A 24,858-nucleotide genomic window follows, 5' to 3' on the forward strand; every position below is an offset into this window, starting at 1 on the left:
ACCTACTATTAAGTTAACTATCTTTTGAATTTAATCTAATTTTAGATATATCCTCAATTGAATAATGTTTCCTGAAATTTAATTGGCTATCCCGCTCCAAATAAAAGAAAAAACCTTGCAGTATGAAGTTGAAGTGCCCCCGAAAACGGGACACATATCAAAACACCTAAACCATCTGTTCCCTAAATTCTTTAGGGGATAGGTGGTTTGATTTTTCTTGAATTCGCACACAATTGTAGTAATGAATGTATTCTAGCACAATCTTTCACACAGTTGTGTTGGATACTTTTGTTATCTTTTGTGAATAGAAAGCTTCACTTTTTAAATGGCCAAAGAAGCTTTCCATGACGGCATTATCATGGCAATTTCCTTTCCGGGACATGCTGGTGATGATGCCGTTTTGTTTGGCATACGCTTGAAATTCCTTCGCAGTATAATACTTCCTTGATCTGAGTGAAGGATGATAACTTTTACTTTTCGTTCTCTCATCGCTTGTTTTACTGTATTCATCGCTAAGGCTAGATTTTGTGATTCACTGACGACATAACTTATAATTTCACGATTAAAGGTATCCATAATCGTTGATAAATACAAACTACTTATCTAATACTCCTACATGTAAGACATGATAGTAGTCACAAATTGTATGAAGCTAGGTGAAGTCGGCTGAACAAAACCTAAGTGAGAAATCATAAGGTGATAGATAGGTCGGGATGCTACAAAATATCTATGGTGAGAATGTCCAAACGGACTGGCGAACTTGCGAATGTACGGGTCTAAACGCTTAATACATCAGAAATGTGTATGTCGTTAATGACGACGTTATCTACCGAAAAGTAAGAGTAAGTGATATGAAATTCGGAACATCTAACGATGAGGATGTAAAGATAACAGGCTTAAAGTAAGCACCTAAGGATATATTATAGCCAAGTCAATTGGAACGTGGTAAGCAAGAAACTGTCACCAACGCCTACTAGCGGACAGATGCATATAAAGTTCTAGCGAACCGAAATTGCTTTATTCTTGTGAAGGTGGGGACACAGTACCGACGAAGCATGTAACGAATGTCGAGGGATAGTCCCTAGTCTTGTTCTTTGAAAACTAAATCAATTAGATGTAACCCACAGAATCGAGTAAGATGATGTGACCTTTCGTAAGAAAGGGAAATTAATACGTTGGTGAGTACAACACTAAGTTTATAATCTGGTTGCTTTAGTATAAAAGGATAAGATGGGGCGCTGTATGTGATGAAAGTCGCACGTACAGTGCTAAGCGGGGGAAAAGATGGAGATAACATCAAAATCTTACCTATCGCAACTGTTGAAAAGTAATGCGGAGATAAATAAGACCGCTCCTTTTATCGGAACGGCCGTACAAATAACCTGTTCTGGAGATCGTATCAAATGGCATAAGATGTTTTCTCTAAACAGTATAGACAAGGATTTTTACGATTATACGTAAAAACGGCAGTCAACTGATTAGGTTACCTGCCACGTTCCTGCATGACACGGAGGAGCGCTTTCCGTTTTGAAAGAGTGAAGCGGGGGAGAGATCGGCTTAGAGGTAGTATGTGTAATAAAAAAGATTATTCGTTAAGGAATATGTGTGATTTTTTAATAAAAGTGTTAATTGTATCTCATTCAAAAATGATAGTTTCAATTTCGCTATAGAATCTCGAAACAGATTTTAACTGATGAAATATGTGATTCGTTCCATGAGCTATCCGTCGGGTAGCTGTAAAGTAGGGAAGAGCTAGGCGATGAGCATCACTTCGTTCCGTTTTATGAATCCGTAAGGAATCACATTGTAGTTTTGCTTCCAAGGGATTTAATAGGCAATAAGTATACTGGTTATCTTGCATAAACCTTTCTAGCTGTCTAGAATAAATTTCTATTGCTTCAAATACAATTTCAGGTAGCTTACCAGTTTGATTGGTAAGTTCTTGGATCTTATTTTGTAGCTTTTCAAACTCAAGTTTGGAATGTTTAATTTCTTTTTCAAAGATGCATTGTTTTTGTGCATTATAAATTACCATATAACTTTTACCCATACTGATATCAAATGCAATTACGTGTCTCATAAGGTTCCTCCTGATGGAAAATTGAAGTGTTCATCTTACATTTATCGATTCCCATTTCTTATACACGATCTCGAGGACCAACATACTAAAAACTGATTCAAATAAGGTAAGTGAAGGAGGTCAGTTTTTTTACGTATTTAAAATCCCAAAGCACCCACGACTCTTTCTTCACTTCTAATATATAAAAATTAGTGGTGCGAGGAACCAATGACTTGGTCTGCACTACTAATCTTAGTATGTTTTCTTTGTTATATAGAAATTATACATTAAACGTATTTAAAGACTGTTTTAGGTATAAAGGGAATTGATAATCCATAAAATGATACAGAACGGATTTCCAACTATTTACCCCATGAGTTTTACGAGAGAGCACTTAACTTGGGGGAGTGCTCTCTTTCGTTTGCACATAAGGAGGTTCTCGGCATACAATATCAGGTCAACATAAATTTACCATTACTCACTTAAAGAGCTCTATAAATTGGGATAGAGCTCTTTTTTATTTTACAATCATGCATATTGGATAATTTCAAGTATAGAATGATCAGGGAAATTTTGTTCTGTATATTGAGTTTGCTCCTCGCATTTCGAGAAGGCACCTCTTGAAAAGGATAGATGAGCATATATTGGAGTGTGGGAAAAGTTCCATCGTGTCCTATTCAATGCTCATAGAAAATTCATTATCATATTAAGAGCATCCAATAGCGCGGGTGCTCTTTTAAATTTGTACAAGGAAATCTTACTCATATCGAAATTGCTTTAGCATAGAATAAAGTGAGAGTAGGCAAAAGAGTCAACGATACTCTAATAATTCGAAAGAGCGTCCATTGCAGGCGCTCTTTTATTTTGTACAAAATGGATACTAAAAAGTTGTAGTTTCACAAGAACAATAAGGAAAGCGCCAATATGCCACCTAGAATGAAACCAACACATAGTGATGTGTATTTAAGGGAAATCATTACGAACAATCCTTTTAGGTAAAGTATGAGCTAGTAATGAAGAATTTATTAAAAAAACATTTAATTAAGTGCTTTTTATTTTGGAGGAGGATGAATGATGGACTTCGGTTCTGCTTTAGAATTATTAAAACAAGGTAAAAATATGATGTATACGTTGTTGAAGATGATTACTTAGCAGAATTAGAAGTTGATTCTAAAGCAGACCCTTTGCTTATGTAAGAACCTAATGAAAGAATTATATATATCAAAAGCTTTTCAAAGATATTTTTGCCAGGATTACGAATTGCTACGATTGTACTTCCTGAAACAATGATCAATTCCTTTTTGAATTACAAATTTAGCACTGATTTTAATACATCGGCACTTTCACAAGGTGCATTAGAAATCTATTTGAAAAGTGGTATGTTTCAATATCATTTAGAAAACGTAAAACAATTGTATACAAACAAAATGAAGATGCTAATAAACAGTTGTTCAATATATCTACCGAAATATATCATTTACAAAACCAAAGGGCGGTTTTGTAAATGAGCATTTTCTTACCTCCATATATAGATGTGAATAAAGTTATCTATTGCAAGATAGGTATATCTATGTCGATAATGCTTCTAGAATGTATTCAGATAGAAATAAACAGAAAGCAATTCGATTAAGTATTTCATAAATAGACGAAAAGAAAATAGAGCTCGGTATCCAACAAATAGCAGCTTGTATAATGGAATTGTACGAGAAAAATAATTATATTTCAGTATCATTTAAGCCGTATCTTTAAACTAACATCTTTATAAAGCGCCCCCCATAGATGTTAGAAACTCCTAACTACTATGGGGGGTTATAGCCAAGCTTTTTTTAAAAGGTTTACACCAATCTGAATTTCATTGTAAGAAAGATTACCAAAGCCCATTTTAATAATTGGTTTATAGGATGTGTTTTTTATAAAGTAGAGCGAGGTTGGATACACTTTAACACCATAAAAATGGGCTTGTTGAATTAACCATTCTTCTGAACGGTTCAAATGGACTTTAATTAATATATACAAACCCGATTGTTCACCAATAATAGATATATTCTCATTGAAAAGTTCTTTTAAAACTGATACTAAGTGGTGCATCTTCTTTTTATAAACAAGTCGCATTCGTTTGATATGGCTGTTCCATTCTCCTTCTTCCATAAAATTAGCCATTGTAAGCTGGCTAAGAAGAGAAGTGGTACTTTCGAAATGAAGAAATTGATTTTTGTAACGATTTAAAATTGGCTGTGGCAATACCATATAACTCATGCGTATACCTGGAAGAAATGACTTCGAGAAATTCCCTAGATAAATAACCCTAGTAGAATCAATAGAAGCAAGAGCTGGAAATGGTTGTTGCGTATAACGAAATTCACTATCATAATCGTCTTCAATAATATATCCTTGCGTTTTTTTTGCCCAATAAATTAATGAATGTCTTTGCTGAATAGGCATACTTACCCCATAGGGGCTATGATGAGAAGGCGCTACATAAATTAATCGTGATTTCGTATGTTCTAATTGTGAAAAATCAGCACCTGTTTCATAAACTGGCAAAGTTTCAAGAGTAAAACGATTTAAATTAAAAGCTTCTCTAGCACCATCATATCCTGGGTCCTCAACTATAACGCTTTGAAAATCATCCTTAAGTATTTGCCCAAGATATATAAGCATTTGCTGGGTACTTCCCCCAATAATAATGGCATTCGGTTCAGCTATTACACCACGTGATTGGAATAAGTATGTGGCTATTTGTTCACGCAGACATGTCTCCCCAAAGGGTTCCCCGTATTGAAAACTCTCCTTTAAAGTTAACACTTTATTAGAAATTCTGCGCCATGTTTTTAATGGGAAGTTTTCTTGATCTACTGCACCAGCCTTAAAGTCAACAAAAGAAGATAGTGACGGCTCTTTTTTCTTTTTATTATTATGGATTAACGTTTTTTGAGATATAAAAGGTTCAATTTCACTTGCAAAATAACCTTTTCTTCCTTCTCCACGAATGTAGCCTTCCGCTACAAGTTGATCATAAGCCATTAAAGTCGTATTACGGCTCACTTGAAGAGATTCTGCAAGTTGCCGTATCGAAGGCAATTGCTCCCCAGCCGATATATTCCCTCGTTCAATAAACAACTTAAATTGCTCGTAAATTTGTATATATTTTGGAGAATCATCTTTAAAAGCAAATATAAAATTTTTCATTTTCCATCTCCTCTGACATGTACATTTATTAAAAATTGTACCTTTTTATATGTCAGTTTGTATATTAATATCTTTATCAGATGATGCACATTAATTATTGAAGTTCTCCTTTGATAAGATTACTTACTAAAGGTTGCTATAATTATGAGCCACTTGTCTGCTGTACTAAAAAATTCATATACAAATTGAAAGGAGATTTTTTATGTACATTCCTAAAATATTTGAAATGAAAGAATTAGCAGTTGCTTACGATGTAATACAGAAAAACAGTTTTGCAACAGTAATTTCGATGCATGAAGCTACACTTTTTGCTACACATTTACCACTACTTTTAAATAAAGAGAAAACTCATTTATATGGTCATTTTGCTCTTCAGAATCCTCAGTGGCAAGATATTAAACACAAAACGGTTTTAATTATTTTTCATGGGCCACATTGTTATATTTCTCCCTCTTGGTACGAAATCAACCAGGCGGTACCAACATGGAATTATGTGACTGTTCATGTCTATGGAGAAGTCGAATTTATTGAAAATGAATATGAATTGATGGAATCCTTACATGACATGGTAGTAAAGTATGAAGCCCCTAATAGTTCATATAAGTTACAAGATATAGACGCTACGTATCTCTCTGGGATGAACAAGGGCCTTCAAGGATTCAAAATAAAAATTAACAAAATTGAGGGACAAGCAAAGTTAAGTCAAAATCAACCATTACACAGACAGGAGTTAATAGTTAATCAGCTAGAAAAAATATCAAATGAAGATGAACAAAATATTTCCTTTTTAATGAAAGAGAACTTAAAAAAGAGACTTTAATATTATTAATTTGATTTTCAATCCTTTCAGCTTGGGGAAATTTTATTAAGCAAAGAAAAGACACTCTTATACGAGTGTCTTTCAGGTATACTTCTCTATTTACCTATGTATACATTTTCATTAATTTATTATGATATCAAAGTTGATTTAAAATGGTTTATATAAAATCAATAAATGAGATTTTTAGAGGAAGGATGGACCTTTATTTATTAATTCACATGATTTCCAAAATTTAAAACTCAGGATTTTAATATTTGTTATATAATGGAATTAACCCGTAATCAATATGGTTTCCCCGTTATGAATAAAGAGATAGTTTATGTGTCCCGTGTATTCGCTTTAAAGCAAAAAGAAATTGTAGTGATTTCTACAAGTTCTTTTTTTTTCTTATTGTATTAGAAAAAAGCCCTTTAAATATAGCAGAAATAATAATGAAGTGTTTATTTCTCGTTTACTAACTAAAATTTTGTATTTTAACAGGTTTCATTAATAAAAATATTTTAGACTGTAGAATGAATCATTAGACAGTTAAAAAATAAGGAAAAAGGGAAGAACCACCAATATTCTTTCCTTTTTCCTGCAATTAGGGTCTCTATATTAATGAATATAGAAGATTATAAAATGTTGGATGCAACAGTTTACTCTCAAAATTATAGCAGGAGTAACAGGTATTTTTTATGCAATATTGCATGAAAAATGTGATTTATCAAATATACATGTCTAATGAGGAACACAAAAACTCTATATAGGATGAATTTAATCCTTACAGTTTCTTTATAGTGAATTAAAAGCGGCAAAAACAAAAATATTAATTTTATCAATACGAGTTTTTTCTTTTACATATTAAAATGGAAGTACCCTTTCAATGTATACTGACCCCTTCACAAATCGTGAAGGGATTTTTTTATTTAATAAATGAGTTTTACAAAATACACAAAATGTTAAACTCATGAGAATCAGTAATATATTATAAATATTGGGGTAAGTTCTTATGTCTGTGGTGATAAGGACTTATTTGCATGGTTACCGCTCTATTTTGTACAATAAAAGAAAAACATCGTATGAGGTGGGGAGAGAAAACCCCATGTTTAACCAACAGTTAGTGAATTTACGCATTGATTTTGCTTTTAAACAATTATTTGGTACAAGTGGAAAAGAAGATATTTTGAATGTTTTTTTAAACGTGATATTACAGGATTCTTTAGAATCACCCATTGTTTCGTTACAACTAGAAGATCCACATTTGCACCGAGGACATGAAGAGGATAAATTATCGATTTTAGATATTTTCGCAACATTAGATACAGGAACAAAGGTAAATGTAGAAATACAGCTGAATAACAATCATGACATGATTAAGAGAAGTTTGTATTACTGTGGAAGGCTATATACATCCCAACTAAAAAAGGGAATGCCATATAGCTCTCTTCATAAAACAATTACGATCAATTTGTTAAATTTTGTTATGTTTTCTGAATACGAGGGATTCCATACAACAGGAATCGTATGGAATCAACAGCACCAAAAGAAGTTAAGTGATGATATTGAAGTTCATATTGTGGAAATTCCAAAACTCATGCAACAGTGGCGGAATGAACAAGTAAATCCCTGAGAAGATTCGTTTGTTCGTTGGTTATTATTACTTCCAGCGAATGAAGATGAACACTTAACCCAAACATTGGAAGATATTGCGATGAATCAAGACCCTATTTTACAAAAAGCCATGAATAATTGGGAACGTATGAGTCAAGATTCTTCTTTCCGACAAGCGTATGAAGCAAGGGAAAAAGCGTTGATGGATGAGGCCGCAAAGTTTGCTTATGCAGAACAAAAGGGCATTGAAAAAGGGAAAATACAGCTTATTCGTGGTATGCACAAAAACGGAATGTCAATCGAAGATATTGCAAAGTTAACAAATTTAAGTATAGAAGAAATACGAAATATTTTACAAGCCTAAATGATAAAAAATAACACCTGCAAATATTGTAGGTGTTATTTTTTAGTGGTCACCGCCAATTTGGCGGTAGCGGTTATCTAAAGGAGAACGCATATTGGTAGCATGTTGCTCTCTTTTTGTGCTTATAATACAACATTTACAAGAGGATTCGCAATTTCACATACGTTTTTTAATCAGTTGGATTTGAAAAATATCATTATCCGTAATATCAAGCACTTTCATTTCCTCTTTAAAAGAGCGCCAGGGCTCAAATCTAATTGATTTTGTACTTCTATCCCTTAATGTGTATTCGCTTATGTAATATGATTTTATTTGTTATGTTCTTTCATTGTGGTGCCTCCATTATGATAATAAGAAGGAGAGGAAAGCACTTTAAGTAAGTGCTTTCCTCTTTTGAAGTGTACCTATGTGACCTACAGATTGCTCTTCAATAATAATTATATATCCATTCAATGATATTTGGCTTCAAATCTTGATCTTTAATTGGATTTACTTTGTTGCTGATCTTAATTAGCATAAAGTTTCTAAGGGTAAAGCATAAAAGGATTTTGATGAGGGACCACAAACCGCAAGCTTGTTGCTATGAGGTAAATCAAGTATCTAACTAAAAAATATGAATTTTTATCTAAATATTTGATTTACTATCACTGGAATTTTAAGGATAATATATTTGAACTAATATTTGTCTAATGTATTAGTAACTAAAAGTGAGGTGAAGTTAGTTGTTTAATAATTTGGGTATTTCTTTTTTATGGTTGTTACTTGCTTATGGTGTTGCAACATTAACAGTTTTTATACATATGCTAATCTCTAATAAATATTTTGGTGTGCAAAACGCGAAACAGGCAGGAACAACTTTTTTGAAATCACCAGTTTATGTTAAATCTAGACCCTATCAGGTTCTTTACAACGTTACGATTTTTCCCGTTTTTCTATGGCTATATAGCAAAGGGATAGATACAGATAATGTAAAAGAATTTATGCTTAATACCGTTATTCAATGGACAGCATTGTCGATAATTATCGACTACCTTAGTTGGGTTTTAATTCCTCATAAATTTAGGTTAACACATAAAGAATTTTACATTGATTATCAACCATATATCACTTTGATTTATGTAGCAATTTTTATTAGTCATTATATAGTTGGTTTTTTTATCATTTAACCGAGAAGACCCCTCCTCTAAACGGAGTGAAGATGGGGGATGAATCGGTTTTTTCCTTTTTTGGGGAAAATCGCATTGCCATCAACTTAAGAAATTAAATGTTCCCCAAAACGAAAAAAATGAACTAAATTCTCATGGACACCTATGAAAAGATGAAATTTTCGTTTTGGGGGCACTTCAAAATGTTAGCTTGATGGGCATGGGGCGGTACCCCACATCCATCAACTTAACAAATGTGAATACCCCCAGAACAAAAATTCCGTACGTTTTGAAAGAAACCTTCTTATTTTTCGTTCTGGAGAATATCGGTTTCTTAAGTTAATGGTTTTGAAGCGTTTCTTTTTCTTAAACTGTTGGATATGAGTACCCTCTAGTATAAATTTTACCATTGGAACAAGTAATTTTAACAATGTTAGGAGTGTTTCCTACAGCACAATGTAATTTGTGTTATATAGCAAGAAAAATAATCAAAATTTAAAGTGTGAAAAAGAAGCACCAAAGCAAATAACATTGGTGTTTCTTTTTTTCGTTTTCGGGCACAGAGGTTCCTGCAGCACTATTATAAAAGCGTAAGGGATTTGTAAGGAATAGGTAAGAAAAAAGAGATTTTCATTGTATATGATAAAAATATAAAGTGGCACGATGGGGGAAAGAGGTACGACTTATATATGAAAAACAAACCAGTAGCAAGAGTGTTTTAAAGAAAAGAAGTAATTTCTAGAGTTAACATACATGTGGAAAAAGAGAAAGAAGGCATTGTATATTGAAGTTTGTTTATAATAGCTTTTTAACCTGCTAGAAGGGATCGTAAAGTAAATTGTTAATCGCCTTGAAAACTTCTATTTCCGTATAATACTATGCATGCCGTATTAAAAATTTTAATTGTGAAGGGAGAATTAATAAATATGAGCACGAGAAAAAGAATAGTGAGTAAGTTACTACTTGTCAGTGCAATTTGTGCCATAACTATTCCTTCGGTTTCATATGCGGAGGAAGTAATTTTATCTAAAAATCTCGAGGATTATTCAAACTTGTTTGAGGGACGGAATAAGGATGTATTGAAAAGAAGTTTATATCCAAATACATTTAATAATCCGTTTAGTCACCAAATTAAATCGACATTAAAGGAAACAAACACAAATATAAAAAAAATAGACAATATTGAAGAGGGAAATCCTGTTATATCTACTGCTTTTTCATTTGTCCGTTCTATGCATACTGAAGATTATAAATTTGCATTTGATTTAACTTCTCGATCATTACAGAAAATAATATCTGAAAAATGGTTGAAGAATTATTGGGAAGAACTTCCTACGCAATTACAAAAAGGTTCTTTTATAGAAATTGGAGAGGTCACACAAAAAGAGACAAATTCTATTCATACAAATGTAGAGATTAAATTAGTTTTTGAACAAATTACTGTACCTTTACTAATAAAACTAGATCCATCCGGAAAAATAGATGATTTTCAACTTAGTATGCCGTTTAGTCCTGTTGCAGATCGGCCAACGTATAGTAAGCCGGAATCATTTGTTGATAAAGAAGTAGTAGTTGGAAGTGGTGCATTTCCATTACCAGGAACATTATCTGTTCCAAAGGGAAAGGGCCCTTTTCCAGCGGTTATTCTTGTTCATGGAGCTGGAGCAGCCGATCAGGATTCAGCAACGTATGCTTTAAAACCATTTCGTGATTTAGCTGAAGGTCTTGCCTCGAAAGGAATTGCTGTCCTTCGCTATAATAAACGAACCTATGAACATGGATTGAAAACAGAGCTTAGTCCTTTTTATACAGTTGATAAAGAGACAACAGATGATGCACTTCTTGTGACTCATTTTCTTCAAAATGAACCTATGATAGATAAGAATCAAATTTATATTCTTGGTCATAGTCAAGGTGGAATGATGATTCCGAGGATAATTGAAAAAAATCAAAATATTGCTGGGGCAATTGTGATGGGAGGAGCGGGCAAGGCATTCGCAGACAATGTTTTAGATCAACTGGAGTATCGTCATTCTATTGGAGAAATGAAACCAGAAGAATATAAATTTTACAAATCGCAATTTGAATTATTAAAGGATCCTAATTTCTCTAGTCAGAATCCTCCAAAGAATTTTTCTTTAGGACCACCAGTATATTGGGATTCTATCCGTAAAATTAAAGCAGCAGAAATGTCAAAAAAACAAAAAACACCGCTTCTTATTCTTCAAGGAGAAAGAGACTATCAAATTCTATCAAAAATTGAAATTCCTTATTGGAAAGAACAATTAAAAGAAAGAGATAACATTAATTATCGACTATATCCAAAGTTAAATCACTTCTTTACAGAAGGAGATGGAGAATTAAGTAAACCGGATGAATATTATAGTCCTGCTAATATCCCTGAGTATGTTATAAATGATATTGCTACTTGGGTGCAAGGAAGATCGAACTGAAATTAGCAACCATATTTTAAATCGCTATTTTCAGTTCTTAAGATAGAAATATTTATAATAAGATATATATAATTATATTATGATGCAAATAACTATAACGGACGGAGTAAAGTTTCTTATTCAAACACTTTAGATTCTCATACCTGGGGGCATCACCCATGCCTAGCGTCTTAACATTTGGTTTACCAAATAAATTATATATTTGTTTCAAGAAACAACTCTTAATAGACTATTTAAAAATGGAAAAAAACGCTATTCTTTCTATAGAATCATAGGAAAGGATGGTGTATTTTTAAATTTTATGAAGAACTAATTATTTATTTTTTTATAATAAGTAAAGAAATTTACTATCATATTATTTAAACATATAAAGGTGAATGATTACTTATAAATATCTTAATATATTTATAAATTTACACTAACGTTGTCTTTCTTTTTCCTCTCTAAATTATATAAAAATATTTGAAACATCTTGAATGAGTGCTGAAATATAGGGCTTTGGATAAAAGTATACAGAAATGTCACAATAAAAATGGGACCGCCTAGAATATAACCAATTACTAATACAATGCTTTCCACAATAATTCTAGCCCGGCTTACAGATAATCCTGTTTTATCAGAAATAGCAAGCATGAATCCATCCCTTGGTCCTGCACCAATTCCAGCAGCAACATACATACCACCGCCAACACCCGTAATTGTAATTCCAGAAAGTAATATAAGAAGATTTATCCACAACAAATGTGTGGCATGAGGAAGAATATCCAATTTTAAGAAAAGATCCATAATAGGACCGATTAGCAATGCGTTTAAGAATGTACCTATATTTATATATTTCCGATCTACTACTAACGACACGAGAACAAGAAATAAGCCACATATAACACTCCATGTACCAATGGTCCATCCAAATCGCTGATAGAGTGCCATATTCAGGACTTCCCATGGATGGAGTCCTAGAAATTTAACATTTACTGCAATCGCATTGCCCAACCCAAAGAAAGTTAATCCTAAGAAAAAAAGAAAATACCGAAAAAGTGCTTTCCACATTTGTAATCCCCCTAATATTATGTATTATTACATATATTACATGTAAAAATCTATTTATGCCAATATCTTGAATTTGTTGTGGAAATAAATATTATTTTGCTTTTATACTTTCAACGAAGAGAGAGAACTAGTTTTTTAATGGGAGTGAAATGCTAAACGTAATAGGGGCTCGCTCTCATGCGTATTAACTTAAGAATTTTATAACACCCAGAACAAAAAAGGCTCATTTTCTCCTTGAAATGTCAATTTTTTCTTTTGGGGGTATTTGCTTTTCTTAGCTTGATGGCAATGGGGTCCCGCCAACAAAACGCGAATTTCGTACGCTAAGGATTTACTAAGTTAAAAAACTTGAGTTTACCGTACGTTAAGAGGGTTCCTTAAACGATATTTAATGTTTGTTATGGTACTTTGTTTTGGGTAATGAGTTTTGGAACTGATTTTTGAACATATTTCTGTTAGTTTCGTTAGAACTCAATAAGGTTCCTTAAACGACCGTTTTTGGTTCTGTTTTATTGAAAATAAAAAAGAGTCTGGATGCAAGACTCTTTTTTTTAACATAGTTTATTAATAGATTGCTTTCGTATTAAAACTACTATTACTCCACCGCATATACATACTCCATAAATAATGCTTGCGATATTTCCGAAGATTTCTAATCCAAAAGGGAGTAAAAATGTAGCAATTCCTACTACATAAGCAAATATACCGAATAATTTAGCTAATTTATTTTTATCACCAACAAAAGTTTCTTCCTGATATCCTGCAATAAGAGATAAGCGTTTTTTTATATGAATTTGGTAACCACTTATCATAATAATTAAACTAAGAATCGTGCAAATCCCTAATCCCACCAACATTTTCACTGTCCTCACCATCCTTTTCATTATTTTACCATATTCAGGTTAGTGTTTTATATGCTTAACGTACGAATTTCGCGTTATGTTGGTGGAACCCCATGAAGTGATGAATCAAATACAGGAACGTGAAATTTGGATTCCTAATGGGGAAGTAAAAAGATATTATCTAAACAAAATAGGAAAATGGTTTAGAAAAATAGAAAGTGAATGGGAAGCACAAATATTCAACAGTGAAAAGCAGCAGGTATTAGAAGAAAAGTAAATCCAAACAAACCAGGGGGCGTATTTCATGTTTAATTTACAAGAAGATATGTATGAACAATTGAAAGAGAAAAAAGGGGAAGTTACTGTATTTTTAAAGAATGGTGTTCCAGTGCGTGGGCAGATCCTTGCAACAGATAAATTTACCATCCTAATGATGATTCGTGGTAAACAACAATTAATCTACAAACAAGCAATCTCTACACTTGCTATATAAAAAATGATTGTATGCTATAAAAGTTGTCCCGCCAGCATTTCGGAAAAAACCCACGCTAAGAGTATGCAAGATTTTATGCGAAAAATAGGGAGATATAGGGAAGTGAGAAGGCGCCCCAGAATAGGAATGTATAAAAAGATGCATATAGTCATAGAAAAAGAAAAAGACAAATCCCTTGTTAGAGTAAGAGGACGTCTTTCTCTTTGCTACCGATAATTTTATGTTATGTTAATTAGCTTTGTATACAATATACATTACATGACAATGTAAACTAATGCTGCTATAAGATTTGGAATAGCCATTATTAAAAAACCTTTTGATTGATCAATACGACCAATTTTACGCGTTTCCTTTTTTGAAAATAGAGTTCCTTTATTACCTAAAATTAAGCTATCAATGAAGTAAGCTAAAGCTAACCCAATACTAATTAATCCGAAAGTACCACATATATAATAAATGTAGCTCCAATCCCGACTAAAATAAGCTATTGCAGATACGATAAGTAATAGAAGTATTCCCGAAATGAGTCCTCTCTTTATCATTATGATCCCTCTTTCAAAAGATTTGATATCCATATTATACCATATCGTTGAGTGTATATTTTTCAAACAAATTCCGATAATAGGACGTTATGTTAACCGATCATGTATGCAATATACATAATGTTATACAGTATTTCTTTTGATAATATAGGATTAAAAGGAAGTGAGTTTCATGACTAGGATATTATTGGCTATTAGTTCTTTCATTACTATCGGTTTTTGTATTTATAGTTACAATGATCCTACTCAATCAAATGCAGCTATAACTCAATTATTATTAGCAATCACTATCTTTTTGTTAGGTATATTATTTATTTTTCAAAAGAGGGGAAATAAGAAAGCAAATAAGATCATGGCTATTTCCTTTTTTATTGTTTCTGGAATCAATTTGTTTGTTTATTTTAAAATCATGTTTTGACAAGAGAATTAACTTTTGGTGACACAAATTATGTGAAGAAAAAATCCCTTCAGATCTTCTGAAGGGATTTTTTCTAAGTTTCTAGATAGATTCATTGCTGATAATGAGACGTTATGTTAACCGGGCATGAATAGAATATTCATTAATCAAAACAAGTGTAATCTTGAAATAACAGCAGCATATAAAAAGATTATTTACGTGGTTTATTAAAAAATATTGCGATAACTAATAACAATACTCCTATTATTGAAATTAAAGATGAAAAGTTATTCATTCCCTTTTCCCCCTTTTATTACGATGATAACAAAAAGGTGGTTAAATTTGTAAAATATATTCCATTTACTTCTGATAACGAAAATTATGTAAATAAGCTGTCCATATGGACAGCTTATTATATTTTTTTGCTTAGCGTGGGTTTTTTCCGATTAACTATACTAAATAAAGTATAACTATATTGATTTTTCAAAGTATTTAAAGTATTTTAAGGTGGGATGTGGTATTGGTGAATTGTACTAGGTACAGATACCAATTATAAGCACATTGTTATATGAAGGTGTTGATTTAAAATAAAGTTTGATAATTTAGAATAAAATTCGATGAAAATCTAACTTTAAGATTTTTCATTAAACAATGGGATAGGTTATTTGAAGAAAGTGGAGAATATTGTTAATGGTTTTACATAGGGGGGATAAAATGAGCGATACAAAGATGATAACTCAAACAGTGAAAGAAACTTTTGTTCAACTTAATGGTTTTAAGTTATTTGCAAAATTTTATGGAGATAAGAAGAATAAACCAACTGTTATAATGGATGCTGGATATGGAGATTATTCTAAAGCGTGGAAGTCTATTGTATCTGAAATTTCTACACTTACAGAGGTCCTCGTTTATGATAGGGCTGGATTAGGAAAAAGCGAAAAAAGCCCGAATCCTAGAACAAGTATATATATGATAAAAGAGTTGAAAGAAGTCCTTATTCAATTGAATATTAAGCCTCCTTACATCTTAGTAGGGCATTCTTTTGGTGGGGTAAATGCACGTATGTATACCTCTGAATATCCTCAAGAGGTCGCAGGGATATTGCTAGTTGACTCTACACCTGAAGCTTATAGAGAGAGGTTCTTGCCAACAATGTCCAAGGAGTTTCAAGATGCTTATAATAAACAATTTGTTTGTGAAGGGACATATGAGGAATTTATGGAAAGTCTGAAACAGCTAAAAGATTCAAGAAGGAAAATGAACGTCCCTTTAATTGTTATATCAGCAGGAAAAAAAGCTCATTATTCAGAAGAATCACAAGGGTTATGGAATGAAATGCAGAAAGAGATTCTTCAAATATCCCCAAATGGTGAATTTATAATAGCTAAAAATAGTGCCCACTATATACAAAATGATGAACCAGAAGTCGTAGTTAATGCAGTAAAAAGGTTAATTGACAACATTTAAAAATTAGATTGTGAAGTAATCAAACTTTTTTATAAAAAAATGATTCAATTGAATATAATAAGAGCGTGTTTTGATTAATTTTTTTTCAAAACACGCTCTTTCTTTTTGTTAGTTTATCAAAGGTTAATAGTATTAATTTAATCAAACATTATTCTCAAGCAACAGAAGGATAATTGGTTTTTACGTAGAGTATATGTATTCAACGTAAGGACCCTTTTAAATTCGTATTTTAATTTTCTTGGTGAAGATAACGTGTAAATGCTGGCGGTACCCCATATAGCATTAATGAAACCGTGAAATGAAGTTACGATATTTTGAAGGAGAGTCAGTAATAAAACATAGAATACTTAATAAAGAGGTGTTGGTTCATGATAATAAAACTTTTATATGGTATCTTGTTAAGTAGTTTTTTTATATTTTTAGGAATAAGAATTTGGAAAAAAGAGAAGGTAACATTTTTCGCAGGAGTTTCTGAAAATATGTTAAAAAATGAAAAGAAGTTGGCTGAACGAATTGGTAAATTAATAATCTTATTTGGTATCGAAACAGCATTACTTATCTTCACCAGCCTTTTCATAATGAATTTTCAAGCTTATTACTACGGAATACTAGCTATACTACATGTTTTAGTCATACTGTTATTTTTAGTAATAGATCAGTTGGAATATTAAACCACCACCCACTAAAGCAGATGGTGGTTTAATATTCCAATAACGATAATTATTCACCGATATAAAACAGACTTTGTGCAATACTCGTAAAAAATTCTGGTTCTTGTATAGGAGAATCTTTTTCTATCTCTAAGTATGTTTTAAACCATTCTGATGTTTTCATTTTCCACCTTGCTACTTCTTTACCCTGATAATAAAATTTTGCCCAATCCATTGGTACTTTTTTACTATGAGTTCACAAGACTCAGATTTAATAAGAAGCTCAGGGGATACAACTTGCCATGAAATATAGCTTACTTCATATTCTTGACCTGTCAGATAGTTAATAACTTTATACGTAGGCTTTCCTAACCATTTGGTATTTTTTATGCACTGATAAACTATATCTCTATCATTGGAATAGACATCAATTTGAACGTTCCAATCAATATTCCATATATAGGTTGCCATTTTTGTTAATATATTTTTGTAATTTCTTTTAAATGTAAATGCTTTATTTCCAGCTTCATCTATAACATCGACTGATTTAGTAGAGTCTTTTACCTTAGGGGGTAAGTATGTATATTTCTTCATTCTAATACTTCTCCTTTATTTTTTTAAATGGGTAGCAAAGAAAAAGGCGTCTCTTTACTCTTTCTCATAAGAGATTCGCCTTTTTTCTTTTTATCAATTTATGCAATTTTTTATGCATTCCTATCATGGTGTGGGTTTTCCAGTTCTCGTTTTTAACTGGATTAACCAAAAAACTGTATAAAATCTCGCATACTCTTCGCATGTTTATTTTCCGAAATGCTGGTGACATACCAACAAGTAGGTTATTAATAAATTTATACTTGTTTTGCTTTACTATGTTGCTTATTAAAAAACATTGAAACCATTAATAATAATACTCCTATTGCAAATAAAATTAGGTTATTTGAAGAAATTACTTCATCTTTCCAATATGCTAAAAATATTAATAAACTGTGTCTAACTGAAAAAAACAATCCTAATACAAATATTGAAAGTAAATATGGAGATTTATTCATTTCCTTTTTTCTCCTTTTTATCACTATATTAACACATTTAATATTAACTTGTTAAATTTATACTTATTAAAACTTATTTTCTTTATTTCGTATGTAAACCAAAAATCCACAAATAAAAAGATAAGATCCGGGAACACGATCTTATCTTCAGCACAAGGAGTAAACAAAAGGATAACCATCATATTTTTATTGTAATTTATTTTTTGTTAATTTTGAATATTAAAACCAAAATTAACAAGTATATTAATATTGAGAAATTTATTGCAGAATTAGCTATAAATGATTCAAAACTCCAAAGTAAACTTTTACCCATTAATTTACTTTGAAATTTATTAAAAGAAAAAAAGACGACTTTACATTAGTCGCCTTTTTTCTAAAGAATTATATTAAACCAATCAAGTTATTAAGCATTTATTTTATTTAAAATTGAAACTTTATTAGTAGTAAATAATACATAATCTTGCTTTTTAGTTTTAATTAAGATGCGATCAGTTGTAGCATAAGGCGTCCCAATTCGAATTGCATCATTTTTTTCAACGCCAGCATAAGTATCATCTTCCGTAACTTCAATAATTTCATTTAATGGAATATTAACTTTTACCAATTGCCATTTAATAATTAATTCCTCTGTTGTTTTTATAACATCAATACCCAACATATTACCAAGACCTTTCTATTCTGTTTTCTAAATATAATTATAAATCAAATAATTGTATTTGTAATTAAATATCTATATTGGATATTTATGTTTGCTAATGATATAAATAAAAAATTTTTCATCTATTTCCCAATGTAAACTTTCATCCATTAGTTTACTTTCATTTCCTCTTAAACATTAACTTTATCCCGATCCCCCTGATATCCTCAAAAACAGAAACAAAAGTATACATTGGAAATACTAATAATAAAGAGGTTGTAATACCTGTAAACAAAAAACAAGCTAGAGTTAATCTAACTTGTTTGAATAAATTACATCAGCGTAAGCAGTACTCTCTTAGATACAAAAAAATAATTACAAATCCCTTATATGCTTTCTAATGTCCGAAGCTACTTTAGTAGGGTCATTGATTTCAAAATAAACATATTTATATTTTTCATGTCCTTCTAATTCAATCATTACGAGTGGTACTCTATTTTCATAAGAAAGAAAATACCATTCATCAGCATATTTAAAACTACCTTCAAAAATGTTAAGTGCAGAAATTGAGGTTCCAGGCATACGGAGCATCCATTGTGGAGCATCAAAATAATTCACATATACATTCTTAATAGTATTATAAGGAATTTCTAATTTTAATTTTAAAGCAAAGAACCCTGTTACCCCACTTAACTTTAAAATTACACTTTGATTATCAAATAATACTTCTCTTCCCATGAACTCCCTCCTAACTTTGATTAATATATATTTTCTAAATTATACAATACCTACTTAATTACCATAACACCACTTATCAGTAGTCCATGTAATTAAAAGTAGTAAAGACACTAGCAAATAATAGACCTAATAAAAATTAGGTCTATTATTTTTATTTAATTCAAACTCTTCTTCATGTATTACTATACTTGTAATTCTCACTTTTTTTTAGTATGTGACTTAATTTAAGAATTCAAATTATAAATGGAGTGTACAGTGCGAAAATTCTACCCCTGAAAAAACGTTAATTTTCTTGTTTACAAATAAGAGGGCATAGGAGTAATATATTGTACATAAATTCATATCACTATTCGCTGAATCTATATGGAGCGGGGGAACCAAATTTTGTGCGATTGCACTCGGGGTGAATCCTTCTTAAATGAAGGTAGGGCTACTCTCAAGGCCCGAATCCGACAGCTAACCTCGTAAGCGTTTCGAGAGGGGATACTATGGTGACTTTTAAAAACACTGGGTGAACTTTGGTGTCTTTTTTTATACTCTTTTTCTGAAAAATAATTCAAAAAGGATGAGACACTTGAAAGAGACACCCATAAAAACGAAAAATCCACTTTTTTCTTTCCCTTCTAATTCCCAACCTTCTAAATTAAGAAGAGAATTAGGGATGAGACATTTAACAATGATTTCTATAGGCGGATGCATTGGGACTGGGTTATTTATAGCAAGCGGAAATACGATTCATACAGCAGGACCTGGTGGATCAATTATAGCTTATTTGTTGATGGGGTGTATTGTTTACCTGTTGATGACCAGCTTGGGAGAGATGGCAGCATATATGCCTACATCGGGTTCTTTTAGTACGTATGCTTCTAAATTTGTAGATCCTGCATTTGGTTTTGCAATTGGTTGGAATTACTGGTTTAGCTGGACTATTACTCTTGCAGTTGAAATTTCATCAGGAGCTATTCTTATGAAATATTGGTTTCCATACAGTCCATCTATTCTTTGGAGTGCGTTATTCATACTGTTTATGTTTGGAATTAATATTCTTTCAGTGAAACATTATGGAGAAATGGAGTTTTGGCTTTCACTTGTAAAAGTTATTACTATAGTCGTGTTTATTATGTTAGGAATAGCCACAATATTTGGGATTTTCAAAGGGAATCCTATTGGATTTCACAATCTAACAATTGGAGACGCACCGTTTCATGGAGGTTTTCTTTCTATTCTTAGTGTGTTTATGATTGCTGGATTTTCCTTTCAAGGTACAGAAATGGTCGGAATTGTAGCTGGAGAAAGTAAAGATCCTGAAAAGCATATTCCAAAAGCTGTGCGGCAAATCTTTTGGAGAATTCTTTTATTTTACATACTTACCATTTGCGTAATTGGAGTCATAGTTCCCTACACAGATCCGAATCTAGTTAACAATGACATTAGTAATATTACAATGAGTCCCTTCACACTAGTATTTGAAAAAATTGGCTTCGCATTTGCAGCTTCTATTATGAATGCAGTTATCTTGGTATCTGTTCTATCAGCTGGTAATTCTGGAATGTATGTTGCAACCCGAATGTTATGGGTAATGGCAAAAGAAGGGAAAGCTCCGGATTTCTTGAAAAAAGTAAATAAACAAGGTGTTCCTATTAATGCTTTACTTATGACAACGACTGTGGCAATCGTAGCGTTTGCAGCTTCTTTATTTGGAGAAGCGCAGGCATTTATATGGCTTTTGAATGCTTCGGGACTTTGTGGATTTATTGCATGGTTAGGGATTGCTATAAGCCATTATCGTTTTCGTCAGGCTTTTTTACATCAACAAAAGAATTTAAATAAGCTCCCGTATCAAGCAAAGTGGTATCCTATCGGTCCTATTTTGGCATTTGTAATATGTACTATTATTATTTTAGGACAGAATTATTCAGTCATTATAGGATCACATGTCGATTGGTATGAAGTACTTGCTACTTATATTGGTTTACTGCTTTTTCTTGTATTTTGGTTCGGCTATAAAATTATAAAAAAAACAAAGGTGATTCCATTACAACAAGTCAATTTAGAGCATGATGATCATTAAGAATGGAAATTAAGGAGACAGAAATATGGAACTAGACATTCTACTCAGGTTACTTGTAGCAATACTTGTTGGAGCAATAATTGGATTAGAGCGTCAATGGCATAATTGCATTGCTGGATTACGTACAAATGTACTTGTTTCCGTTGGTGCTGCACTTTTTGTACTATTAAGTGTACTCACTCCAACTGATAATACCCCTACAAGAATAGCTTCTCAAATTGTAAGCGGGATTGGTTTTTTAGGTGCTGGAGTTATTATGAAAGATGGATTGACAGTTCGAGGACTGGATACAGCAGCAACCTTATGGTGTTCTGCTGCTGTAGGAACATTAGCAGGTAGTGGCTACTTACTTATAGCTATAACGGGAACCATTCTTATTGTCAGCATAAATAGTTTACTAAGACCTGTTTCAAAATGGGTTTCCGAAAAATCCGAAAAAGGTTTTAAATATTCCCAACAAGTTACCGCTCTCTCTTATAGAGTAAAACATAAACCATCAGAGAAAAAAGATTGCTAAAGAGAAGCTAATTTTAAGAACGTTATCAATAATAATAAAAGAGACCTATTCTAGATGGTCAAATAGAGAAATAATTAGTGTGCAATTTATTAAAATTCTAAATTCTCATAATTTTCAAGTATCAAAAGAGCATATGTTAGTATTTGGTTTATAATAAAATCAACCCATGGTTATAGTGTTTGCTCCGATTCAAATTATGAGATAGTTTGTTTTAACTTTTTTACATTATCTAAAAAAGAACTTGTAGGGATTCCTACAAGTTCTTTTTGTTCTTCGGATTGACGAATAGTAAGTGTTATTGGAGATACTGCTAACATTTTAAGGGTTGTCATAAATTCTTATGATAAAATGTTGTAGAAAGCTTAAGAATTCTTAAGAACTTTTGCCCCTTTTTCTTAAGGTTTGGACTCTAGAGTATGATTATGAGTTCAAACCTGTGGGATGACTAGGTATGAAAACAATTCGCTTTCTTATTTCTGTATATAATGTATTAAAAATCAGTTGATGCAGCTATTCCAATTTCAAGGTTTCTTGGAGACAAAATAATTGAAGGAATTGATTTGAAGAAAGTAAATTATATTGTCAAATATGGACTGAGTACAGGTGTATTCACAGAAAAATTAATTAAAAGAAAAAATCTCAAGACAATAATTTTATTAGTGGAAAATAATAAGAAATTTTTAATTTTACTAAAAGCAAAATTAAAAGAAAAAGGGAACTTATTAATTGTATATAGATCAGTAGAAAATATTGAACAATATATTAGGGAGAACGATATTACTACGTATATACATTATGTTATTTCTTGTCTTCCGTTTGCAAGTTTACAATAAAGAGAAGATAGAAATGTCTCACCTGCTTATGTCTTTAGCTGTTTAATACGAGAAAAAATATGGAGGAATCATATGGAGTCAAAAATTCTTATTGTCGATGATGATAAAGAGATTAGAAATCTTATCTCTGTTTATTTGGAAAATGAAGGTCTGAAAACTCAAAAGGCAGAAGATGCTATGGAAGCTTTACAACTGCTAGAAGAAAAGGAGTTTGATCTTATAATATTAGATATTATGATGCCTAATATGGATGGTATTGAAGCATGTATGAAGATCAGGGAAGACCGCAATATTCCTATCATTATGCTATCTGCAAAATCTGAGGATATAGACAAAATTCAGGGTCTAGCCTCTGGTGCAGACGATTATTTATCAAAACCATTTAATCCATTGGAATTAATCGCTAGGGTAAAATCCCAATTAAGAAGGTTTAAAAAATACAATACGTCAATAAATCATAATAAAAGCATCCTAGAAATTGGTGATTTAACCGTGAATACAGATACACGTCAAGTATGGGTAAGGGGAAAGGAAACAAGGCTAACTCCAAAAGAGTTTGATATACTCGAACTACTTGCCGGTAACAAAGGGATTGTCCTGAGTGTTGCAAAAATATATGAAGCCGTTTGGAAAGAGGTTTTTTATAAATCAGATAATACCGTCATGGTACATATTACAAAAATAAGAGACAAAATCGAAGAGGATTCTAAACATCCCATTTATATTAAAACTGTTTGGGGAATTGGGTATAAAATATGAAGAGGGTTAGTTTTAGAAATAAAATAATTATAAAACTTCTTGTTGCTGTTGCAGTTAGTTTTTTTGCTTCGTTTAGTTTAACAACCCTCAATTTTCTATACATCATAGTACCATTATTTATAAAATACGACCGTTTGGGTATGTTTGCATTCTATTTCGCAATATTCTTCTTAATTGCGTTCGCAATCTTTACTTTTATAATAATTTTTTTGATATTGGTTCGAAAGAAAATAGTATATTTGAAGCTCATTTCTGATAATGTGAATGATATTGCCAATGGAAAACTGGGTTTGACAATTGGGATTAAGGGGAAGGACGAATTGACCCAACTTGCTCAAAATATAAATTATATGTCTAAGGAATTGGAGCATACATTTGAACAGGAAAGGCGATTGGAACGTACAAAAAATGAACTTATAACCAATGTATCTCATGACTTACGCACACCGTTGACATCTATTATCGGCTATGTAGATTTATTAAAAAGAGGGCAATACGACAGTAAAACACAATTACAGGAGTATCTCGAAACCACATATTTAAAATCACAGAGATTGAAATATCTAATAGATGAACTATTTGAGTATACCCGTTTATCAGGCATCGATACTAAGTTAAACTGTAATGAAGTTGATTTATCAGGTTTGTTAGAGCAAATAGTTGGAGAATACATTCCTATATTTGAAAAGGAAAGTTTAATCGTTCAAAAATCAATCACGGAAGAAACAATACCTATCTTCATAGATATAGAAAAAATGGTACGTGTTTATGAAAATCTGTTTATGAATGCGATAAAGTACAGCATGAAACCATCTGAATTATCAATATGTCTTGAACTAATAGGTAACAAGGCAATTTTGAAAGTATCAAATAAAGTCGAGAAGCCACCTGTTAGCGATCCAAATAAATTGTTTGAAAGGTTTTTCAGGGGGGACAAGGCAAGAAAAGATGACCAAGGAAATGGTCTGGGGCTTGCTATCTCAAAAAGAATTGCTGAACTTCATAATGGTAATATATATGCAAAATATAAAGACGGCTGGATGTCCTTTATTGTTGAACATCCAATCAAATAGATTGGCTTATGGAATTACAGATTCCATAAGCTTTTTTTTATAAAACTTAAGAATTCTTAAGGATTTTACAGGGTGTTTCCTAATTTTCCTAGTTTATCATGTATGTATTCAAAGCGA

The 24,858-nt window shown here is 31.8% G+C and carries 19 protein-coding genes, 5 pseudogenes and 1 riboswitch; of the genes and pseudogenes, 14 read left to right on the forward strand and 10 right to left on the reverse strand.

Going from position 1 to position 24,858, the window contains the following annotated elements; genetic code table 11:
* Window positions 1-166 precede the first annotated feature (166 nt).
* The 3 genes and pseudogenes from B9A45_RS29370 to B9A45_RS29385 all read right to left on the reverse strand — a co-directional run.
* Window positions 167-633: pseudogene (locus B9A45_RS29370) on the reverse strand (IS3 family transposase); the annotation flags it as partial.
* Window positions 634-1,654: 1,021 nt separating this feature from the next.
* Window positions 1,655-2,080: pseudogene (locus tag B9A45_RS29375) on the reverse strand (transposase); the annotation flags it as partial.
* Window positions 2,081-3,868: 1,788 nt separating this feature from the next.
* A complete protein-coding gene (locus B9A45_RS29385) occupies window positions 3,869-5,248 on the reverse strand; it encodes a MocR-like pyridoxine biosynthesis transcription factor PdxR (RefSeq protein WP_084065692.1) in 1,380 nt (459 codons plus the stop codon).
* A gap of 202 nt (window positions 5,249-5,450) precedes the next feature.
* Here B9A45_RS29385 and B9A45_RS29390 point away from each other — a divergent pair, with 202 nt between their 5' ends.
* The 4 genes and pseudogenes from B9A45_RS29390 (at window position 5,451) to B9A45_RS29405 (ending at window position 11,623) form a co-directional block, all read left to right on the forward strand.
* Complete coding sequence (locus B9A45_RS29390; protein ID WP_000275777.1) at window positions 5,451-6,068, forward strand: FMN-binding negative transcriptional regulator; 618 nt, start codon at window positions 5,451-5,453, stop codon at window positions 6,066-6,068.
* 1,084 nt (window positions 6,069-7,152) lie between these two features.
* Window positions 7,153-8,025 (forward strand): annotated as a pseudogene (locus B9A45_RS29395) (Rpn family recombination-promoting nuclease/putative transposase).
* 722 nt (window positions 8,026-8,747) lie between these two features.
* Complete coding sequence (locus tag B9A45_RS29400) at window positions 8,748-9,191, forward strand: hypothetical protein (protein WP_084065693.1); 444 nt, start codon at window positions 8,748-8,750, stop codon at window positions 9,189-9,191.
* 905 nt (window positions 9,192-10,096) lie between these two features.
* A complete protein-coding gene (locus B9A45_RS29405) occupies window positions 10,097-11,623 on the forward strand; it encodes an alpha/beta hydrolase (RefSeq protein ID WP_141529262.1) in 1,527 nt (508 codons plus the stop codon).
* 405 nt (window positions 11,624-12,028) lie between these two features.
* Here B9A45_RS29405 and B9A45_RS29410 read toward each other — a convergent pair whose 3' ends face one another.
* Together B9A45_RS29410 and B9A45_RS29415 are read right to left on the reverse strand one after the other, a co-directional pair.
* Window positions 12,029-12,673 (reverse strand): YczE/YyaS/YitT family protein, encoded by a 645-nt coding sequence (locus B9A45_RS29410; RefSeq protein WP_000265303.1) that lies wholly within the window; start codon window positions 12,671-12,673, stop codon window positions 12,029-12,031.
* 551 nt (window positions 12,674-13,224) lie between these two features.
* Window positions 13,225-13,530 carry a DUF3784 domain-containing protein gene (locus B9A45_RS29415; RefSeq protein WP_084065987.1) on the reverse strand — a complete coding sequence of 102 codons (306 nt, stop codon included), beginning with the start codon at window positions 13,528-13,530 and terminating at the stop codon, window positions 13,225-13,227.
* A 97-nt stretch (window positions 13,531-13,627) separates the two neighbouring features.
* Between B9A45_RS29415 and B9A45_RS29420 the strand changes: the two are divergent.
* A pseudogene (locus B9A45_RS29420) lies at window positions 13,628-13,792 on the forward strand (transposase); the annotation flags it as partial.
* A 27-nt stretch (window positions 13,793-13,819) separates the two neighbouring features.
* Window positions 13,820-14,008, forward strand: coding sequence for an RNA chaperone Hfq (gene hfq, locus B9A45_RS29425; RefSeq protein ID WP_084065694.1), 189 nt, complete (start codon window positions 13,820-13,822; stop codon window positions 14,006-14,008).
* A 254-nt stretch (window positions 14,009-14,262) separates the two neighbouring features.
* Here the strand turns inward: hfq and B9A45_RS29430 are convergent, their stop codons facing one another.
* Entirely contained in the window at window positions 14,263-14,550 is a 288-nt protein-coding gene (locus tag B9A45_RS29430) for a DUF5316 family protein (protein WP_084065695.1), read from the reverse strand.
* A 172-nt stretch (window positions 14,551-14,722) separates the two neighbouring features.
* Here B9A45_RS29430 and B9A45_RS29435 point away from each other — a divergent pair, with 172 nt between their 5' ends.
* From B9A45_RS29435 to B9A45_RS29445, 3 genes are all read left to right on the forward strand, one after another.
* Window positions 14,723-14,968, forward strand: coding sequence for a hypothetical protein (locus B9A45_RS29435; RefSeq protein WP_084065696.1), 246 nt, complete (start codon window positions 14,723-14,725; stop codon window positions 14,966-14,968).
* 693 nt (window positions 14,969-15,661) lie between these two features.
* Window positions 15,662-16,414 (forward strand): alpha/beta fold hydrolase, encoded by a 753-nt coding sequence (locus B9A45_RS29440; protein WP_084065697.1) that lies wholly within the window; start codon window positions 15,662-15,664, stop codon window positions 16,412-16,414.
* Between the two features lie 368 nt (window positions 16,415-16,782).
* On the forward strand, window positions 16,783-17,085 hold the full coding sequence (locus B9A45_RS29445; RefSeq protein WP_084065698.1) for a hypothetical protein: 303 nt from the start codon (window positions 16,783-16,785) through the stop codon (window positions 17,083-17,085).
* Between the two features lie 49 nt (window positions 17,086-17,134).
* Here the strand turns inward: B9A45_RS29445 and B9A45_RS29450 are convergent.
* From B9A45_RS29450 to B9A45_RS29465, 4 genes and pseudogenes are all read right to left on the reverse strand, one after another.
* Window positions 17,135-17,658, reverse strand: a pseudogene (locus tag B9A45_RS29450) (hypothetical protein).
* 254 nt (window positions 17,659-17,912) lie between these two features.
* Window positions 17,913-18,113 carry a hypothetical protein gene (locus B9A45_RS29455; RefSeq protein WP_084065699.1) on the reverse strand — a complete coding sequence of 67 codons (201 nt, stop codon included), beginning with the start codon at window positions 18,111-18,113 and terminating at the stop codon, window positions 17,913-17,915.
* 403 nt (window positions 18,114-18,516) lie between these two features.
* Entirely contained in the window at window positions 18,517-18,771 is a 255-nt protein-coding gene (locus B9A45_RS29460; protein ID WP_084065700.1) for a SunI/YnzG family protein, read from the reverse strand.
* A gap of 354 nt (window positions 18,772-19,125) precedes the next feature.
* Window positions 19,126-19,488: a hypothetical protein gene (locus tag B9A45_RS29465; RefSeq protein WP_084065701.1), complete on the reverse strand. Its 363-nt coding sequence runs from the start codon at window positions 19,486-19,488 to the stop codon at window positions 19,126-19,128.
* Window positions 19,489-19,829: 341 nt separating this feature from the next.
* A riboswitch (cyclic di-AMP (ydaO/yuaA leader) is annotated at window positions 19,830-19,975 on the forward strand.
* Window positions 19,976-20,062: 87 nt separating this feature from the next.
* Here B9A45_RS29465 and B9A45_RS29470 point away from each other — a divergent pair.
* From B9A45_RS29470 to B9A45_RS29490, 5 genes are all read left to right on the forward strand, one after another.
* The gene (locus B9A45_RS29470) at window positions 20,063-21,559 is read left to right on the forward strand and encodes an amino acid permease (protein WP_084065702.1); all 1,497 of its coding nucleotides are present in this window, start codon (window positions 20,063-20,065) and stop codon (window positions 21,557-21,559) included.
* A gap of 25 nt (window positions 21,560-21,584) precedes the next feature.
* The gene (locus tag B9A45_RS29475; protein WP_000417877.1) at window positions 21,585-22,076 is read left to right on the forward strand and encodes an MgtC/SapB family protein; all 492 of its coding nucleotides are present in this window, start codon (window positions 21,585-21,587) and stop codon (window positions 22,074-22,076) included.
* Window positions 22,077-22,636: 560 nt separating this feature from the next.
* Window positions 22,637-22,909 (forward strand): hypothetical protein, encoded by a 273-nt coding sequence (locus B9A45_RS33010; protein ID WP_256891728.1) that lies wholly within the window; start codon window positions 22,637-22,639, stop codon window positions 22,907-22,909.
* A 72-nt stretch (window positions 22,910-22,981) separates the two neighbouring features.
* Window positions 22,982-23,668, forward strand: a complete 687-nt coding sequence (locus tag B9A45_RS29485; protein ID WP_084065703.1) for a response regulator transcription factor — start codon at window positions 22,982-22,984, stop codon at window positions 23,666-23,668.
* A complete protein-coding gene (locus B9A45_RS29490) occupies window positions 23,665-24,741 on the forward strand; it encodes a HAMP domain-containing sensor histidine kinase (RefSeq protein WP_084065704.1) in 1,077 nt (358 codons plus the stop codon). Before B9A45_RS29485 ends, B9A45_RS29490 begins: the two co-directional genes overlap by 4 nt.
* Window positions 24,742-24,858 lie beyond the last annotated feature (117 nt).

It is taken from the genome of Bacillus sp. JKS001846 (genome assembly GCF_900176455.1).
Taxonomy (GTDB): domain Bacteria; phylum Bacillota; class Bacilli; order Bacillales; family Bacillaceae_G; genus Bacillus_A; species Bacillus_A cereus.

Bases quoted from the DNA above. Each gene is read 5' to 3' on its own strand.
- B9A45_RS29385 (WP_084065692.1), bottom strand. From the start codon at position 5,248: ATGAAAAATTTTATATTTGCTTTTAAAGATGATTCTCCAAAATATATA.
- B9A45_RS29390 (WP_000275777.1), top strand. From the start codon at position 5,451: ATGTACATTCCTAAAATATTTGAAATGAAAGAATTAGCAGTTGCTTAC.
- B9A45_RS29405 (WP_141529262.1), top strand. From the start codon at position 10,097: ATGAGCACGAGAAAAAGAATAGTGAGTAAGTTACTACTTGTCAGTGCA.
- B9A45_RS29410 (WP_000265303.1), bottom strand. From the start codon at position 12,673: ATGTGGAAAGCACTTTTTCGGTATTTTCTTTTTTTCTTAGGATTAACT.
- B9A45_RS29415 (WP_084065987.1), bottom strand. From the start codon at position 13,530: ATGTTGGTGGGATTAGGGATTTGCACGATTCTTAGTTTAATTATTATG.
- hfq (WP_084065694.1), top strand. From the start codon at position 13,820: ATGTTTAATTTACAAGAAGATATGTATGAACAATTGAAAGAGAAAAAA.
- B9A45_RS29430 (WP_084065695.1), bottom strand. From the start codon at position 14,550: ATGATAAAGAGAGGACTCATTTCGGGAATACTTCTATTACTTATCGTA.
- B9A45_RS29435 (WP_084065696.1), top strand. From the start codon at position 14,723: ATGACTAGGATATTATTGGCTATTAGTTCTTTCATTACTATCGGTTTT.
- B9A45_RS29440 (WP_084065697.1), top strand. From the start codon at position 15,662: ATGAGCGATACAAAGATGATAACTCAAACAGTGAAAGAAACTTTTGTT.
- B9A45_RS29445 (WP_084065698.1), top strand. From the start codon at position 16,783: ATGATAATAAAACTTTTATATGGTATCTTGTTAAGTAGTTTTTTTATA.
- B9A45_RS29455 (WP_084065699.1), bottom strand. From the start codon at position 18,113: ATGAATAAATCTCCATATTTACTTTCAATATTTGTATTAGGATTGTTT.
- B9A45_RS29460 (WP_084065700.1), bottom strand. From the start codon at position 18,771: ATGTTGGGTATTGATGTTATAAAAACAACAGAGGAATTAATTATTAAA.
- B9A45_RS29465 (WP_084065701.1), bottom strand. From the start codon at position 19,488: ATGGGAAGAGAAGTATTATTTGATAATCAAAGTGTAATTTTAAAGTTA.
- B9A45_RS29475 (WP_000417877.1), top strand. From the start codon at position 21,585: ATGGAACTAGACATTCTACTCAGGTTACTTGTAGCAATACTTGTTGGA.
- B9A45_RS29485 (WP_084065703.1), top strand. From the start codon at position 22,982: ATGGAGTCAAAAATTCTTATTGTCGATGATGATAAAGAGATTAGAAAT.
- B9A45_RS29490 (WP_084065704.1), top strand. From the start codon at position 23,665: ATGAAGAGGGTTAGTTTTAGAAATAAAATAATTATAAAACTTCTTGTT.